Below are 15661 nucleotides of genomic sequence, written 5' to 3' on the forward strand. Positions count from 1 at the left end.
GAAAAAAGAGCTCTATTGGATAGAGCTCCTTTTTAATGACAGAAAGGAGTGAGTTATAAATGAAAGAAACAATTGCATGTCCACAATGTGAAGAGATTATTACTGCACAACATATTATCGATATCCCACATCCTTTTTCATTAAGGTGTCCGCATTGTAAGGTAAAGCTGAAAGAAATGAGGATAACACCATGTTTAATATTAGCGGCAATTTGTATTATCCCACTGTTTATTATTATTGGAGAGAGTATTAAAGAATTGCTAGGAAAACATTTTTCTATTGTAGATCATGTACCAACGGTACTTATTTTCTTCTTATTTTGTTATCCGTTGTATTATTTCTATGAAAAATATAATGCCATATTATTCATTAAATATGGTTTGTTGAAAGTTAAAAGTTGAATTGAATAGGAGATTATCATTATGTTGTGGAAAATTTATTTAGTAATTGTAGCGATATTAGCTATTACTTCGTTAGTAAGAGGGATGTTTCAAACACCGATTCAAAAGTTTGATTTTGTAGTGTCTATTATTACATGGATAGGACTATTTGGATTTGTTTTTGATGTACAAATATTGACGCCGATCGTTTGGAAATGCATCTTTGTGTTTAGCATCATTTGGACTTTAACTGCAGTTTTTGTTTTACGATTATATGAAGAGAAAGATGAGCCATTACCTTTTATATTTAAATTAATTGGCATTATCCCAACTTTTCCGTTATATTACGGATTATATCAATATGCATTTTAAAAAAAAGACAATGATGGAATTAACCCATCATTGTTTTTTTTACTTTGCTTCTTACATAAATCATTCCAGCAAATGTTAATAAGAATGCAGTTCCGATAACAAAGCTAGCGCTAGGTGATGCCCCGATTGCTCCGACTGTAAAGGAGCCAGCAACAACTCCTAACGAGAAGAATGCATAAAACAATCCGAATGCTTTCCCTCGGTTACCATCTGTTGTATTTTCAACAAGTAAAGCATTAATTGCTGGGAAGAGGATAGCGAATCCAATTCCATAAATCATCATAACGATAAAGAGCATGCCTTTTGTTGCAAATAATCCGAGTAAAGATAACGCTAGTGCCATTACTGCAATCCCGATTAGCATTAGTTTTGAACGATTAAATCGATCGTAAATGCGATTTGTTGGCAGTAAGAAGAAGAGGATAGCGGTAATTCCGAATACACTTAACATCATGCCTGTTGTAGATGCTTTAAGTGCTAACGCCTCAACTTTTACTGGTAACATATAAGTGACAATCCCTTGTGAAAACATTAGTGTGAAAGCACCAATATATGCTTGTAATAAAGGTTCAGATCTCAATAGTTCAATCATATCTTCTTTGTTCATCATTTGTGTTCTTGATGTATCTTTCCTTGATACGTTATTTGGTAAGAAGAATAGGGATACGATTGTACCAAGGATCATTAAAATAGAAATGGTAATGAACACCCACTCTATACCAGCTGTTGCTTTCATAATGCCGCTGAAAGCAGGTCCTACGATTGCCGCTGTTCCAACAGCAGCACCAGATAGAGCCATTGCCTTACCTTGCCTTGCTGAATTTGTTTGTTTTGATAAAAACGTAAAGGCAGCAGGAATTAAAAATCCGTCACTAAAACCGTGCATAAAGCGCACAACTAATAGTTGTTCACCACTTTGAACAACGGTGTATAACAAGACTATGAAACTCGTAATTCCCATGCTTATATAAAGGATTTTTTTTGCACCAAATTTATCAACAGCGGCTCCAGCAATAATATTACCGATCATATTAGCGAATGAGTACATACCGACAACTAGCCCGATAACAAGAGGGGTTCCTCCAAGGCTTTGAGCGAAAGTACTCATAATAGGTAATTGTGAAAATGTATCTAAAAACGCTACGATAACAATAAAGTAAATAAAATATTTCAAGCGATATTCACCTCTCCTATGCTATTATGGCATAATGCTAATTTCAACCGCAATGAAATTGAATTAACAGATGTGGAAAAAAGTACAAAGTGACAAAATATTGAACGTTATTTGTTAAAAATTAGTGAAAACGAGATTGCTTTTTGAAATATATGGATAAAAGTATTATAATAGATTTGTAAACTTCACCAGGTTAAGTATATACATAGAGAGGGATGTATAAAATGAAAGCATTACTTTGGCATAATCAACATGATGTACGAGTAGAAGAAGTACCAGAACCAACTGTAAGACCAGGAGCAGTGAAAATTAAAGTTAAATGGTGTGGTATCTGCGGGACAGACCTGCATGAATATTTAGCAGGACCTATTTTTATTCCAACAGAAGAACATCCATTAACACACGTAAAAGCACCGGTTATTTTAGGTCATGAGTTTAGTGGTGAGGTAGTAGAAATTGGTGAAGGAGTTACATCTCATAAAGTGGGAGACCGCGTTGTTGTAGAACCAATTTATTCTTGTGGTAAATGTGAAGCTTGTAAACATGGACATTACAATGTTTGTGAACAACTTGTTTTCCACGGTCTTGGTGGAGACGGCGGTGGTTTCTCTGAATATACAGTAGTACCAGAAGATATGGTTCATCATATTCCAGATGAAATGACGTATGAACAAGGTGCGCTTGTAGAACCAGCAGCAGTAGCAGTTCATGCAGTACGTCAAAGTAAATTAAAAGAGGGTGAAGCTGTAGCTGTATTTGGTTGTGGCCCGATTGGGCTTCTTGTAATCCAAGCAGCAAAAGCAGCAGGAGCAACTCCTGTTATCGCAGTGGAACTTTCTAAAGAACGTCAAGAGCTAGCTAAATTAGCAGGTGCTGATTACGTATTAAATCCAGCAACTCAAGATGTACTAGCAGAAATTCGTAACTTAACAAATGGTTTAGGTGTAAATGTTAGCTTTGAAGTAACAGGTGTTGAAGTTGTACTTCGTCAGGCAATTGAAAGTACAAGCTTTGAAGGCCAAACTGTAATTGTTAGTGTGTGGGAAAAAGATGCGACAATTACTCCGAACAACCTTGTATTAAAAGAAAAAGAAGTTATCGGTATTCTTGGATATCGTCATATATTCCCAGCTGTTATTAAATTAATTAGCTCTGGCCAAATTCAAGCAGAGAAATTAATTACGAAAAAAATTACAGTGGACCAAGTTGTTGAAGAAGGCTTTGAAGCACTTGTAAAAGATAAAAAACAAGTGAAAATTCTTGTTTCACCTAAATAATATATAATAGAAGAAAGTAGCTCTTTTCTAGAAATAGAAAAGGGCTACTTTTTTTCTATACTGAAAGGTGATAGACTTTCCTTTAACTAAAGGTATTTTTGTTTGGAAGGGGAAGTCCAATGCTTTCATTTATGTTGACATTGAAACGGATGTTAAGAGCCTGTTTACGAGCATGGAAAGATAAAGAGTTTCAAGTGTTATTCGTATTAACAATTTTGACATTAACATCGGGGACGATTTTTTATAGTACAGTTGAAGGGTTACGTCCTCTTGACGCTTTATATTTTAGTGTGGTCACGTTGACGACTGTCGGTGATGGGAATTTTAGTCCGCAAACTGATTTTGGAAAGGTATTTACGATCTTATACATATTTATCGGGATTGGATTAGTGTTTGGATTTATTCATAAATTGGCAGTTAATGTGCAACTGCCAAGTATATTATCGAAAAGAAAAAAAGAGTAAAGCAGTTAATCGCTTTACTCTTTTTTTACATTAGTTTAGACAAGTATTTGCAGTAGCTTAACAATACTTTATTACAATGTAAGTGTATTCGTTCATTACGTTCACTATGTATAAAGTTATAGCGGTATGAACATTTGCATATTTTAATTTAATAATAGAAATTCGGTGAAAGGTGAGATATTCTAATCATAGGTTAACCGGAAGACATCATAGGATCCTAAAAAAATATGAACAATAATTCAATTATAAAATGGAGGATTTCAGATGAAAAAGAAAGTTCTTGCTTTAGCAGCAGCTATTACGTTAGTAGCGCCATTACAAAGCGTTGCATTTGCTCATGAAAACGATGGAGGACAGAGAGTTGGAGTTATTCCGCGCTGGTCTGCTGAAGATAAGCATAAAGAAGGCGTAAACTCTCATCTATGGATTGTAAACCGTGCAATGGATATTATGTCTCGTAATACAACACTTGTAAAACAAGATCAAGTTGCACTATTAAATGAATGGCGTACGGAGTTAGAGAACGGTATTTATGCTGCTGACTATGAAAATCCTTATTATGATAATAGCACATTTGCTTCACACTTCTATGACCCTGACAATGGAAAAACTTATATTCCATTTGCAAAGCAGGCAAAGGAAACTGGAGCTAAATATTTCAAATTAGCAGGTGAGTCATACAAAAATAAAGATATGAAACAAGCATTCTTCTATTTGGGGTTATCTCTTCATTATTTAGGGGATGTAAATCAACCGATGCATGCAGCAAACTTTACAAATCTTTCGTATCCACAAGGGTTCCATTCTAAATATGAAAACTTTGTAGATACGATAAAAGATAATTATAAAGTAACGGATGGAAATGGATATTGGAACTGGAAAGGTACAAATCCAGAAGATTGGATTCATGGAGCGGCAGTAGTTGCGAAACAAGATTACTCTGGCATTGTAAATGATAATACGAAAGATTGGTTCGTGAAAGCAGCTGTATCACAAGAATATGCAGATAAATGGCGCGCTGAAGTTACACCAATGACAGGTACGCGATTAATGGATGCACAACGTGTTACTGCTGGATACATCCAGCTTTGGTTTGATACGTACGGAAATCGTTAAATATTTGAAAAAGGTCAAATCTCAGAATAGAGTATTTGGCCTTTTTATCACTACACAGTACATGGAGGTATGAAACGTGAAAGGTAAATTGCTAAAAGGTGTACTTAGCTTTGGTATTGGTTTAGGAGCTTTATATAGTGGATCTTCAGCTCAAGCAGAAATGTCTACAAATCAAAATGATACGTTAAAAGTAATGACCCATAATGTATATATGTTATCAACGAATTTATATCCAAACTGGGGACAAAATGAGCGTGCGGATTTAATTGGGGCAGCGGATTATATGAAAAATCAAGATGTTGTTATATTAAATGAAGTGTTTGATAATAGTGCTTCAAATCGCTTATTAGGAAATTTGAAGAAAGAATATCCAAATCAAACGGCAGTATTAGGTCGTAGTAGTGGAAGCGAGTGGGATAAGACGTTAGGCAACTATTCATCTTCGACTCCTGAAGATGGAGGTGTAGCGATTGTGAGTAAATGGCCAATTGTTGAAAAGATTCAATATGTATTCAAAAAAGGCTGTGGACCAGATAACTTATCAAATAAAGGATTTGTATACACAAAAGTTAAGAAAAATGATCGTTTTGTGCATGTAATTGGGACTCATTTACAAGCTGAAGATAGTATGTGTGGAAAAACTTCGCCGGCATCTGTACGTACAAAACAGCTACAAGAAATTCAAGAGTTTATTAAAAATAAAAATATACCAAATAACGATTATGTGTTAATTGGTGGTGATATGAATGTGAATAAAATAAATGCTGAAAACAATAGTGACTCAGAGTACGCATCCATGTTCAAAACATTGCACGCTTCTATTCCATCTTATACTGGACATACTGCAACTTGGGATGCGACGACAAACAGTATTGCGAAATATAACTTCCCCGATAGCCCTGCCGAGTATTTAGATTATATTATTACAAGTAAGGACCATGCTAATCCATCGTATATAGAGAATAAGGTGTTACAGTCGAAATCGCCACAATGGACTGTTACGTCATGGCTCAAAAAATATACATATAATGATTACTCGGATCATTATCCAGTAGAGGCGACTATTTCTATGAAGTAGAGTAGCCTAAAAAAAGTTTCTTCGTAAAGAAGAAACTTTTTTTATTTGAAAACAGGAAAATCATTCTTTCTTTCCAATATGTATAAGACATATATAGAAGAGGAGAGAAAAATGTGGATAGAGGAATTTTTAAGGAAGTTCCATTACCGTGTGCATTTTTAGATGAAGTGGCTTTAGAGAGGAATATTCAATCGATTATAGAGTTAAGTGGAGATAAGAAGATTCGCATAGCGAGTAAATCATTACGCTCTGTTCCAATTATGAAAAAGATTTTAGCTGCAAATAATCGCTTTCAAGGTATTATGTGTTTTTCTCCTAGAGAAGCTTTGTTTTTAATTGAACAAGGATTTAATGATCTACTGCTCGGATATCCTGCTTATGATGAAAGAGCTTTATATGAAATTAGTTTGCTAACAAAGCAAGGGCACATTATAACTTGTATGGTGGATTGTGAAGACCATATTGTTTATTTAGAAAAAATTGCTGAGAAGTCTAAAGGGTGTTTTCGCGTTTGTTTGGATATTGATATGAGTAGTCGTTTTTTAAAATTTCATTTTGGTGTAAAAAGATCCCCGGTAAAAGATGTGCAGAGCGCTTTGAAAATAGTAGAAAAGGTGAAGGGTTCATCATATTTAATACTAGATGGTGTAATGGGATATGAAGCTCAAATTGCCGGGGTGGGGGATCATATACCGAATCAATGGATGAAAAGTAAAGTGGTTTCGTATTTAAAGAAGAAATCAGTGTTAGAGATTAAAGAAAGAAGAGGACGTATCGTAAAAGAACTAAAAAACCTTGGTAGTGAACTAAGATTTGTAAATGGGGGAGGAACGGGAAGTATAAAAACAACGGAGCAAGATAACTCAGTTACGGAGATTACTGTAGGATCCGCCTTTTACTCTCCTAAACTGTTTGACTATTATAAAGAAGTAAAATTTCAGCCAGCCGTTGGATTTGCTTTACCAGTTGTGCGTAAACCAGCTCCGTTTACGTATACTTGCCTAGGCGGCGGATATATTGCCTCAGGTGCAGTTGGTAAAGATAAAGAGCCTGTGGTTTGGCGACCGGGTGGTGCAAAACTATTAGCTTTAGAAGGTGCTGGTGAAGTGCAAACGCCAATTTTTTATAACGGTGAGGAACGAGTGGATATAGGAGATTCTATCTTGTTTCGTCATAGTAAAGCTGGAGAGTTATGTGAGCGTTTTCCTGTTTTGTATCGCATTAAACAAGGGGAAATTGTTGGAGAGTATTCAACATATCGGGGGGATGGACAATGCTTTCTATAAAGGGACAAAAATGGAGAAATTGGACAGGGAATGTAGAAGGAACACCGCATTATACGATGTATCCAAAAAGTATACAAGATGTAGTAGAAGTTGTGGGGCTTGCACGAAAAAAAGGAAAGAAAATTCGTGTTGTCGGTTCAGGGCATTCTTTTACACCTCTTGTGCAAACGGAAGAAATTTTAGTTTCTTTAGATGAATTGAAGGGCATTATGAATATTGATGCAGAGAAGATGACTGTTGAAGTGTGGGCGGGAACAAAGTTACATGATTTAGGGAAGTTACTTCAGGAAAAAGGTTATGCGCAAGAAAATTTAGGGGATATTGATTCACAATCTATTGCGGGAGCGATTAGTACGGGAACTCATGGGACGGGTGTTACATTTGGGAGTTTATCAACACAAGTTATAGAGATTACGGCAGTTTTATCTACAGGCGAGAGTATAGTTTGTTCAGAAACCAAGAACGTCGAATATTGGAGAGCATTTCAGTTATCGCTTGGAATGCTAGGTATCATTGTAAAGATAAAATTAAAGGTTATCTCAGCGTATTCGCTTGTTTATGAAAGTGAAAAACAAGCATTATCTACTGTAATGAACAAACTAGAAGAATATAAGAAGAATCGTCATTTTGAATTTTTCATTTTTCCTTATTCAGATGAAGTGCAAGTGAAATTTACAAACGAAACAACGAGTAAAGAAAGTGATTTGAAATGGCATAAACTAAAGGTGGAGTTACTGGAAAATAGGATGTTCTCTTTATTATCTAAAGGGTGTAAATGGTTTCCTTCTATAAGCAAGGGAGTAAGTCGATTATCAGCTAAGGCTGTACCGAACACGAAAATAATTGGCGCAAGCTATGAAGTGTTCGCTACATCACGTACAGTTCCATTTTATGAAATGGAGTATAGTGTTCCTTCAAAGTATATGAGGACTGTTGTAGAAGAGATTTCAAATCTTATTGAAAAGAAAAAGTATAAGGTACACTTCCCGATTGAATGCCGTTATGTGAAAGGTGATGATATATGGCTCAGTCCAGCGTACGGAAGAGATTCAGCGTATATTGCTGTTCATATGTATAAAGGTATGACGTATGCTGCTTATTTTGGTGAAGTGGAGAAAATTTTTCTAAAGTATGAAGGTCGCCCGCATTGGGGGAAAATGCATACGTTAACGTACGAGAAATTACAAAATATATATCCAAAACTATATTCGTTTCTAAAGGTGAGGAAGTCATTAGATGAAACAGGAATGTTTTTAAACCCTTACACTGAAAAATTATTTACGATTATGAAAAAAAGCTGACAAATTATTATTTGTCAGCTTTTTTAAGTGTAATTGCATTTCTTGTATGACTAATACGCTCGTAAAATAGTAATTTATCACTGCTAAATACATGTAATAAAACATGAATAATAAATAGCCCGTTAATTACGAATTGGAATAACAATATAACCAGTAATACTAAAGGCTCTGTATGATTTAAGATAGAGCTACTAGAAAGAATATAATTGATTCCACCTAAAATGAAATAGAATATACCGTAACGAATGAATAATTCTTTTAGTGTAATACGCTCTGCTTGTCCTTTAATGTAAATACGAAGCAACGCTTTCCCTATTGTTCTTCCATTTGTAAAGTATGGGATGATAATAAAGTAAATTAAGATTGAACATGCAATGAAAAGGAGTTCGTATACATTTGTATAAGATTGGATGTTAGAAATAAATAGTGAGTTCCCTTTGTTTTTAATGAAAGGTACAACGATAGATAAGAAAATCCAATCAATTTGCATAGCAATGAGACGACGAACGAATCCAACTGGTTTCGTTTCTAAATCAATATGACTATCTAACTCGCTCGCTTTCGGAAGGAAGTACGTAAATATTGGTGCGATAATAAAACCAATGATTCCTCCTAATGTATTTAAAAACAAATCGTCTATATCGAATAGGCGATAGGCACAATTATATATACCATATAATCCAGTTACCTGTGTTAGCTCGAAAAATAGTGAAAGACAAAAAGAAATACAAATAGTCTGTAAGAAACTACGTCGGAAATAATAACGTAAGTAAATACCGAATGGAACGGTTAATAGAACGTTAAAAGCAACTTGTAAAAATGCAGATTCTTTTAATAACAAGAAATAAGTAGTTGGTTTCGTTAAAATTGCCGATGTATGGTTACTAATCTCTTGTATGAAATAAAATGGTGAGAGTTGCATATGCTGTGTATTAGCGGGTTGTAGGCTACAAGTATCATACGTTTGTGGTAACGGCAAAATAACAAGAAAATAGGCATTTAATAAGTAAAGTAATAATGAGTATAAAATAAATGAGCGCCATTTATTTAAATAACCGTATTTTCGATAATTAAATATTAAAAAAGGAATTAATAGAAACATTGCTAAAATAGGAAATAAAATAAAAGCTGTTTTTACTGGAAATAAATATGCAGTCAAAATGAAGCTCCTTTCAATGAAATTTCGTTTATCATTATAGCGCTTAAAAGAATTTAAAACAAAGTTGAAATAGCTCGAAATAGAAAAAATCACAAATTTTAAATAGATTAAGTTATAATAAGTTTAATATAAAGATATTATGATTATACAAGTTGAAAGAGGGTACATGATATGCAATATGAGCTTTTTTCGGTAAGCGGGGATCATATTACAACTTTTGAAAGCACATGGCGTTTTCAGGAGGGAGAACAGATTTTTGTTCATGATGATAATACAAAACGAAATTTTATTATTATTCGCTTAACACATGATTTATTTCAAAAAAATACACATGTTATTCGCTTGTATTGTCAGGAAAAGAAAGTTTATGCATAAGGAAAAACCTCTTACTATACGGGGGCAGTAAGAGGTTTTTTATTGTATATAGGCAGCATTGGATTTTGCAGAAAGGATATAATTTTGTATTTGGTGTTTCCACGTTTCATCATTCTTTCTTAGAGAAAGCCATTCGTGATAATCTTGTTGAGTTTTCCATAACATGCGAACCATATATTCGGCTCTATTATCTATATGATGCATCTGTGAAAATTCTATGTTAATAAAGCCTTGTGTTCCATATGATGGAGAATGCTGTTTAAGTGAATGAAATAGTTCATTTTCATAGCCATATTTAATATGAATAAGTTTAGTAACGATAAACATACGAACACCTCTTTTTCGATAGTATTAAAAAAATGGGATAGAAGAGAGAAATTTTATTCCGTAAAATTCCGATTGGTGAGGGCTAAATAAAGTTTCACTTTATTTTCTTTACAGTAAGAAAAAGTAACGAGAATGATTAATATTATACTATTCAGAAAATTAAAAGTAAATAACGAAACGTATTTAAAATTGAAATATAAAAAAGCAAGTCATCCTATTTGAATAGAATGACTTGCTTTAAAGAGTGTTAATTATCATTTTATCCCGCTATTTGTGGGCAGTAAAACTCCCACCTCAAAATTCGGCCGGAGCAAAGAAGTTAGGTGGGAGTCGGGCTAATAATCAGTGGGGGATGAACAAAACCCCTACTGATTAAAGTTTCACTTTATAAGAAAATGATAGTTAGTAAACCTACGATAATACAGTAGAAAGAGAAATATTTTAAATTTCCTTTTGCCATAATGTTCATAAACCATTTTAATGAAATATATGTCATGATAAATGTTGCGATGAAAGCAACAATATAAGGTACAAGTAATGTATCTAAATTTGGATCGTTTGCAATGTCTGTAATACTTAACAATAAACCACCTAAGCTAACAGGAATGTATAGTAAGAAGGAGAAGCGAAGAGCTGTTTCTTGCTTCATACCAAGTAACATTGCCGCTACGATTGTAGCACCTGATCTGCTTATACCAGGAATTAGTGCGCAAGCTTGTGCTAGACCAATAATGATTGCATCTTTCATAGAAAGGTCGCCATCATTTTTACGTCCACGTAAGTTTCGAATAATCCAAAGGCCGATAGCAGTAATTAGAAGGGAAATCCCAACCATTTTAACACCTTTTAAATAGTGGTCGATATAATCTTTAAATAAAACTCCAATTACACCTGCTGGAATGGTTGCAATAACAAGGTAAATAATGAAGAAGAAATCTGATTTTGCGTCTTCTGCTCTTGTAAATATATAAGATAGACCATTCTTCGTTAGACGAATTAAATCATTTCTATAAATAAGTAATACAGCTAATAATGAAGCTGAATTAACAAGTAGTTCGAAGCTAAACCCTTCTATTTTTAGTCCTAGCAAATGCTGTGCTAAAACGAGGTGACCGCTTGAAGAAATCGGAATTGGCTCTGTTAGTCCTTGGAACAGACCAAGAATTAAGTATTTTAAAATGTAGTAAAATTGTTCCATAACATCCTCCTTGTTAATTAGTCTAAAGAAACAACTTTTCCATTATAACAAAGATATAGATGAATATTGAGAAGGAATAAATATTCGAAATATAATAAAAACCCCTTATAGCGATATAAGGGGCTTTTATTGTTAATGAGAAGATACTGTTTCTTGAAGACCTTTAGTCAATTGAACATCGACTTTTTCAGCATCATGAATATGGCTCATAATAGTAGTATTTAATTTTTGGAACATTTGTTGAGTGTTTGCAAATTCTCTTAATATATCATCATTACAAGATTTTTGGTTTTCAATTGCTTGAATAACATTTGTAGCACCATTTTGTAACGTTTGAATCATGATTAAAATATTTTCGATTCTAGCGTTTGTATCGGCACTCATTTCTACACCTTCATCGACCAAATGTAAATTATCTTTTGTGTTTTCGTATGCTTTTTCAATTTCTTCTTGAATTTTTTTCGTTAAGTTGCCGATATTTTTTGTACTTTCAGCTGTGCTTTCTGCTAGTTTTCTTACTTCATTGGCAACAACAGCGAATCCTTTACCATGTTCGCCAGCACGTGCAGCTTCAATACTTGCATTCAATGCTAGTAAATTTGTTTGTGCTGCAATGTTTTGAATCACTTCTACAATTTGTTCAATTTCTTTAGAGCGTTCGCTTAAATGATTCATACTATTAGAAGTACGTTGTGATTGTTCACCTAATTTATTAATTACAATGAGTAAGCGATGAACGGATTCTTTTCCTTCATTAGAGCAATCGATAATTTCTTCAATAGATTGAATTAAGTTGTGCTCTTTTTGCAGCATTTCGTTATTTAATTCGTTGGAATGTGTAGTACGCATAGAAACATTTTCAAAGCATGCGTTCAATTGTTGAATTAAGTTTTGGAGTGTATGATGTTGGTTATTGACAAGTTCGTGCTCTTGCATAACGCTTTGTATACGATTGTGGATAGAAGAAATAGTCTCTTGTTTTTCAATATCTTTTTGTTTTAATTCTGCTTCTAATTCTTGTATACGATTTTCTAACTGATCAATTTTATGTTGGAGTGCCTTCTTTTGAGTAAACATGTATTTATTTCAACCGCCTTTAGAAGTTATATTTTCTCTATATTTGGATTTTAGCATCTTTTATAATTTTTAAATATAGGAATTGTTAAATATTTAAGAATCTATTACATTTTATTCATAATTCTCTTTTTTTTGTCATGAAAAATAAACTGTATTTAATGGTTTTGTAAACAAACTGTAAAATAAATCATGTATAACTGTATAAGAAGGGAGTCGGATTATGAACTATTTTAAGCGAATCAGTAGTCTAGTATTAGCAGGAATTATTGTTCTTTCTAGTACAGTCGCTGTAAAAGCAGAGTCAAACGACGAAAAACTTAACAACATGCAACAGCAATTGCAGCAAAACGATGCAGATATGCAGAAGAAAGAGCAAGAGAAGCAAGCTGTTAGTAAAGAAATTCAAGGTATCGAAAACGAACTACATAATTTAAATAATACAATTGCAAAAAATAAAGAGGATCAAGCTGCTATTCAACGTAAAATCGATGAAACACATAAGCAGATTGAACAAAAAAAGAATGAAATTGTCGTTTTAGAGGATAAAGTCCTTGCTCGTAAGGATATTATGAGAAAACGTATGGTTTCTGTTCAAAACAGTTCAAATACAAGTTTAGTAGTAGAAGTTGTTGTAGAATCAAAAAACTTTGCTGATTTCATACAACGTATGAACGCAGTTACTACTATTCTAGAAGCAGATAAAGAAATTTTACGTCTACAAGAACAAGATCTTCGTCAAATTGAAGAAGATAAGAAAACAATTGATGAAAAAGAAGCATCTTTAGTAGTAGACAAACAAAAATTAGCAAAAGCACAAGCTGATTTGCAAGATAACTTGAAAAAACGTCAAGATAACTTACAAACAGTTCAAGCTAAATATAATCAGGTTGCAAGCCAACTTAATTTAGCGGCAGAAGAGAAAGCTAAAATCGAATCAAATATGAAGGCAGTACAAGAAACAATCGCTCGTGAACAAGAAGCAGCAAGAATTGCAGCGGAAGAGCGTGCGAAAGCAGAAGCAGCTGCAAAGGCTGAGCAAGAAGCTTTAGCGAAAGCACAAGCAGAAATTGCTGAAAAACAAAAGCAAGAAAAAGCTAATAAACCAGCTGAACCTGTTGTTAATAATAATTCGAAAGTAGAGCCTGAACAACCTAAGGTAACTGCTGGCGGAAAAGAAATGTATGTACACGCAACAGCTTATACAGCAGATCCGTCTGAAAATGGTTATGCAGCAGGTCAACAAGTATATTCTAAATGGGGACCGGGCGGTAAGCCTTATAACTTAACTGCAAACCCAGGAATGAAATTAATTGCGGTGGATCCATCTGTTATTCCATTAGGGTCTACTGTAAATGTTGAAGGCTATGGAATTGCAATTGCAGCAGATACTGGTGGCGCGATTAAAGGTCACAAAATTGATGTTTTAATGCCAGATAAAGCTTCGTCTAGTAATTGGGGCAGAAAAAATGTTAAAGTTACAATTTTAAACTAAAACGTAATCCAACTTTACAAAACGTAAAGTTGGATTTTTTTGTGAAAATAATGTTAAGTTGAGTTTACATTTTGTTAAGAGTAGCATACAATAATAGTGAGAGGTGGTAAATTTGACCATTTTAAACAGAGTGAAGGAATTAAGAGCTCGCTTTAATTTTACGCAAAGTGTATTAGCAGAAAAGGTTGGGGTGACGAGACAAACAATCGCTGCAATTGAAAAAGGGGATTATGTTCCTTCATTGTTACTAGCGTTAACGATTTGTGATGTGTTCCAGTTAAAGATGGAAGATGTGTTTGTTTTAAATAAGGAGGGGGAAGAGGATGAATAGAATTGGGGTTTCTTATATCGTAAATGTACTTTATACGGCGCTAGCATGCTGGACATTTGTTGAACTTTATAATGTGGTCACAGAGCTCGCAGATATAATTAAAAACGAGAAATTCCCATTTGAAGTATGGTTTAATGGAGTACCATTCGTTTTATTATTTATTGGAGCTATTATAGTTACAATTTTTTATAGAATGCAAAAGAAAAAATACAAGAATTTATCCTTTTGGATGTATCCATTATTGTTTCCGTTAGAAGATGAACGTGAAAAAGCGATTACGGAGAAAGCTTGTCGAACAACTTTTGTTTCGTTATGGTATGTGTTACCTTGTGCAGTTGGATTTTTAACTCTTTCTCCTATTGTTAATTTATATATTCCAGGGTATACGCTATATATTGCATTTGGTATTTTCTTTATTCAAATGACAGTCTTCCACGTATCCTTATACAGAAATAAATTAGTCTAAAAAGAAGCCTTCTTGCATTAGCGAGAAGGCTTCTTTTTCAGCTTACACTTGTACATATAGCAATATTGTCTTATCATTTTATATAGAGTAAGATTTTGTAACGGAAAGGAATTGTATATGAATAAGCAAAGAATTTATAGTATAGTAGCAATCCTTCTATTTGTTGTAGGTGGTGTATTAATTGGAAAGCCATTTTATGATGGATATAAGGCAGAGACGAAACAGACAGCGAATGTACAAGCTGTTCAAAAGATGGAATATGAAAAGCACGACACGGAATTTGTAGATGCTTCAAAAATTAATCAACCAGACTTGGCAGAAATAGCGAATGCATCGTTAGATAAAAAACAAGTAATCGGTCGTATTTCGATTCCAAGTGTTTCATTAGAAATTCCTGTTTTAAAATCTTCTACTGAGAAAAACCTGTTATCAGGTGCAGCGACAGTAAAAGAAAATCAAGTAATGGGAAAAGGGAATTACGCACTAGCAGGGCATAACATGTCTAAAAAAGGTGTTTTATTTAGTGATATAGCATCTTTGAAAAAAGGCGATAAAATTTATTTATATGATAATGAAAATGAATATGAGTACGCTGTTACTGGTGTATCTGAAGTAACTCCGGATAAATGGGAAGTTGTAGAAGATCATGGGAAAGATGAGATAACGCTTATTACATGTGTATCTGTAAAAGATAATTCTAAGCGTTATGTTGTAGCTGGTGATTTAGTAGGAACGAAGGCGAAGAAGTAAAAAAGAAGGTCAACTCTTTAAAGAGTTGACCTTCTTTT

At 33.8% G+C, this 15661-nt stretch carries 18 protein-coding genes; 13 read left to right on the plus strand and 5 right to left on the minus strand.

Features of this window, described 5'->3' with window-relative positions; genetic code table 11:
• Positions 1–59: 59 nt before the first annotated feature.
• Positions 60–401 carry a hypothetical protein gene (locus EXW56_RS03360; protein ID WP_002201770.1) on the plus strand — a complete coding sequence of 114 codons (342 nt, stop codon included), beginning with the start codon at positions 60–62 and terminating at the stop codon, positions 399–401.
• A 21-nt stretch (positions 402–422) separates the two neighbouring features.
• Positions 423–752, plus strand: a complete 330-nt coding sequence (locus tag EXW56_RS03365) for a hypothetical protein (protein ID WP_002201769.1) — start codon at positions 423–425, stop codon at positions 750–752.
• A 19-nt stretch (positions 753–771) separates the two neighbouring features.
• Here the strand turns inward: EXW56_RS03365 and EXW56_RS03370 are convergent, their stop codons facing one another.
• The gene (locus EXW56_RS03370) at positions 772–1926 is read right to left on the minus strand and encodes an MFS transporter (protein WP_098988677.1); all 1155 of its coding nucleotides are present in this window, start codon (positions 1924–1926) and stop codon (positions 772–774) included.
• 224 nt (positions 1927–2150) lie between these two features.
• Between EXW56_RS03370 and bdhA the strand changes: the two genes are divergently transcribed.
• From bdhA to EXW56_RS03400, 6 genes are all read left to right on the plus strand, one after another.
• Entirely contained in the window at positions 2151–3203 is a 1053-nt protein-coding gene (gene bdhA, locus EXW56_RS03375; protein ID WP_002114142.1) for a (R,R)-butanediol dehydrogenase, read from the plus strand.
• 119 nt (positions 3204–3322) lie between these two features.
• Positions 3323–3667: a potassium channel family protein gene (locus tag EXW56_RS03380; protein ID WP_002114144.1), complete on the plus strand. Its 345-nt coding sequence runs from the start codon at positions 3323–3325 to the stop codon at positions 3665–3667.
• 264 nt (positions 3668–3931) lie between these two features.
• Positions 3932–4783, plus strand: a complete 852-nt coding sequence (cerA, locus tag EXW56_RS03385; RefSeq protein ID WP_002114146.1) for a phospholipase CerA — start codon at positions 3932–3934, stop codon at positions 4781–4783.
• 76 nt (positions 4784–4859) lie between these two features.
• The gene (sph, locus tag EXW56_RS03390) at positions 4860–5861 is read left to right on the plus strand and encodes a sphingomyelinase C (protein ID WP_215597176.1); all 1002 of its coding nucleotides are present in this window, start codon (positions 4860–4862) and stop codon (positions 5859–5861) included.
• A gap of 113 nt (positions 5862–5974) precedes the next feature.
• Positions 5975–7147, plus strand: a complete 1173-nt coding sequence (locus tag EXW56_RS03395; protein WP_215597177.1) for an amino acid deaminase/aldolase — start codon at positions 5975–5977, stop codon at positions 7145–7147.
• A complete protein-coding gene (locus tag EXW56_RS03400) occupies positions 7135–8448 on the plus strand; it encodes a D-arabinono-1,4-lactone oxidase (protein ID WP_215597178.1) in 1314 nt (437 codons plus the stop codon). The genes EXW56_RS03395 and EXW56_RS03400 overlap by 13 nt, the downstream gene beginning before the upstream one ends.
• Before the next feature lie 7 nt (positions 8449–8455).
• On the opposite strand, the gene EXW56_RS03405 is transcribed toward EXW56_RS03400, so the two are convergent.
• The gene (locus EXW56_RS03405) at positions 8456–9607 is read right to left on the minus strand and encodes a VanZ family protein (protein WP_002201765.1); all 1152 of its coding nucleotides are present in this window, start codon (positions 9605–9607) and stop codon (positions 8456–8458) included.
• A 171-nt stretch (positions 9608–9778) separates the two neighbouring features.
• Here EXW56_RS03405 and EXW56_RS03410 point away from each other — a divergent pair, with 171 nt between their 5' ends.
• Complete coding sequence (locus EXW56_RS03410) at positions 9779–9982, plus strand: hypothetical protein (RefSeq protein ID WP_002010557.1); 204 nt, start codon at positions 9779–9781, stop codon at positions 9980–9982.
• 39 nt (positions 9983–10021) lie between these two features.
• Here the strand turns inward: EXW56_RS03410 and EXW56_RS03415 are convergent, their stop codons facing one another.
• The 3 genes from EXW56_RS03415 to EXW56_RS03425 all read right to left on the minus strand — a co-directional run bounded on the left by EXW56_RS03415 (position 10022) and on the right by EXW56_RS03425 (position 12584).
• A complete protein-coding gene (locus EXW56_RS03415) occupies positions 10022–10309 on the minus strand; it encodes an antibiotic biosynthesis monooxygenase family protein (RefSeq protein ID WP_002114160.1) in 288 nt (95 codons plus the stop codon).
• Positions 10310–10694: 385 nt separating this feature from the next.
• Positions 10695–11507: an undecaprenyl-diphosphate phosphatase gene (locus EXW56_RS03420; protein ID WP_002201763.1), complete on the minus strand. Its 813-nt coding sequence runs from the start codon at positions 11505–11507 to the stop codon at positions 10695–10697.
• A gap of 132 nt (positions 11508–11639) precedes the next feature.
• Positions 11640–12584, minus strand: coding sequence for a methyl-accepting chemotaxis protein (locus EXW56_RS03425; protein WP_215597179.1), 945 nt, complete (start codon positions 12582–12584; stop codon positions 11640–11642).
• A gap of 220 nt (positions 12585–12804) precedes the next feature.
• On the opposite strand from EXW56_RS03425, the gene EXW56_RS03430 reads away from it, so the two are divergent.
• The 4 genes from EXW56_RS03430 (at position 12805) to EXW56_RS03445 (ending at position 15623) form a co-directional block, all read left to right on the plus strand.
• The gene (locus EXW56_RS03430; protein ID WP_002114168.1) at positions 12805–14076 is read left to right on the plus strand and encodes a 3D domain-containing protein; all 1272 of its coding nucleotides are present in this window, start codon (positions 12805–12807) and stop codon (positions 14074–14076) included.
• Between the two features lie 112 nt (positions 14077–14188).
• Positions 14189–14407, plus strand: coding sequence for a helix-turn-helix transcriptional regulator (locus tag EXW56_RS03435; RefSeq protein ID WP_000154019.1), 219 nt, complete (start codon positions 14189–14191; stop codon positions 14405–14407).
• Positions 14400–14873, plus strand: coding sequence for a DUF2178 domain-containing protein (locus tag EXW56_RS03440; RefSeq protein WP_215597180.1), 474 nt, complete (start codon positions 14400–14402; stop codon positions 14871–14873). Before EXW56_RS03435 ends, EXW56_RS03440 begins: the two co-directional genes overlap by 8 nt.
• A gap of 117 nt (positions 14874–14990) precedes the next feature.
• Positions 14991–15623, plus strand: a complete 633-nt coding sequence (locus tag EXW56_RS03445; protein WP_002201759.1) for a class A sortase — start codon at positions 14991–14993, stop codon at positions 15621–15623.
• Positions 15624–15661 lie beyond the last annotated feature (38 nt).

This window comes from Bacillus mycoides, from assembly GCF_018742245.1.
Lineage (GTDB): Bacteria > Bacillota > Bacilli > Bacillales > Bacillaceae_G > Bacillus_A > Bacillus_A cereus_U.